2 protein-coding genes are annotated in these 1,434 nt (G+C 72.2%); both read right to left on the bottom strand.

All coding sequences use genetic code 11. From position 1 onward, the window contains the following. A partial coding sequence (locus AC2W7C_RS17915) for a S1C family serine protease (RefSeq protein ID WP_486002570.1) occupies positions 1–886 on the bottom strand: 886 nt, incomplete at its 3' end. A gap of 102 nt (positions 887–988) precedes the next feature. Then, a partial coding sequence (locus AC2W7C_RS17910; RefSeq protein ID WP_486002569.1) for an ATP-binding protein occupies positions 989–1,434 on the bottom strand: 446 nt, incomplete at its 5' end.

The following is a 1,434-nucleotide window of genomic DNA, read 5'->3' as shown; positions in this document are numbered from 1 at the left end:
CAGGCCGCGGCTTCGGCCGCGGAGCCCGCGCCACGTCCTCGATCACCGCTCCCCGGACGATGCCCAGGCCAAGGGTGCGCGCCCGCTCGGCGTTGAGGGAACCCAGGATGGCGCCGGTGACGCCGCGCCGGACCTCGCCGTTGGCGCGCAACTGGGCGACCACGTACATCATGATGCGGCTGGGCACCGCGAAGGCGATGCCGTCGTTGCCGCCGCCGCCGCCCGACAGGATGGAGGTGTTGATGCCGATCAGCCGCCCCCGGCTGTCCAGCAGCGGCCCGCCCGAGTTGCCCGAGTTCACCGCCGCGTCGGTCTGGATGTAGTCCTCGATGCGGTCGCCCATGCCGGACCGGCCCAGGCCCGAGATGACGCCCATGGTCAGCGTCTGGTCCAGGCCCAGGGGATAGCCGACCGCGAAGGCCAGGTCGCCGGTGCGCAGGGTGTCGGAGCTGGCCACTTCGATCTGCGAAAGGCCCGGCGCGACGATCTTCAGCACGGCCAGGTCCGTGGCCTTGTCGGTGCCGACCAGGACGGCGTCGAAGATGCGGCCGTCGGTCAGGTCGACGGTGAATTTCCGCCCGCCTTCGACGACGTGATTGTTGGTGACGACGATCCCCTCGGCGGCGTCGAGGATGGCGCCGGACCCGCTGGCGCTCGGCTTGGGCTCGTTCTCGCCGGAACTGGGCCCTTCGGACTGCCCCAGGGTGGTGACCTGGACGACCGCCGGCAGGGCCTGCTCCAGGCCCGTGGCGAAGGTGAACACGCCGCGCTCGGCGTCATAGGGCAGCGGGAACTGCGGCGCGGACTGGGCCCAGGCTCCACCGGCCGCCAGGAGCGGCGCCGCCGCGACCAGAGCCAAGCCTGCCCGGAAGATGGTGCGCCGCATACTCAATCCCCTGTTCTGGATCATGACCCTAGCGTGAGAATTGCGCCGTGACGACCGCCCCTGGCGCGGCGTCATCAATCGTCATTGCGCCGCCGTGACGCTTCAGGATGGCGCGCACGAAGGCCAGGCCCATGCCATGGCTTTCGCGCCCGTCGGTTCCGGCCGTCGCGGCCGCGCGGCAAAACCCGGGCCCTGGTCGGCGACCGTCAGCCGGGGGCGGCCGTCGTCGGCCCCGACCGTCAGGGTGACCACACCGCCGTCCGGCGAGAACTTCACCGCATTGTCGACCAGGTTGGCGACCGCGCGCTGAAGCAGGGAGCGGACGCCGAGCACCGACACCGGCTCGCCCACGACCTGGATCTCGACGCGGCGTTCCTCGGCCAGGGGCTGGTAGAGTTCGGCGGCCTGGGCGGCCAGGACATCCAGCCGCACGGCCTCGAACGACCAGGCCTCGCCGTCCCGCAGGGCCATGGCCTCGGTCATCGCCCGGTTGATCTCCGCCAGGTCGGCCCGGGGCCTCGGGCGGCCAGGGGCGCGGGGCCTGGGGG

The sequence above is a fragment of the Brevundimonas sp. CURTG3B2_SDJG genome (genome assembly GCF_057364705.1).
The sequence above is the reverse complement of the archived record's forward strand: the minus strand, read 5'-3'. Positions and strand labels throughout refer to the sequence as shown.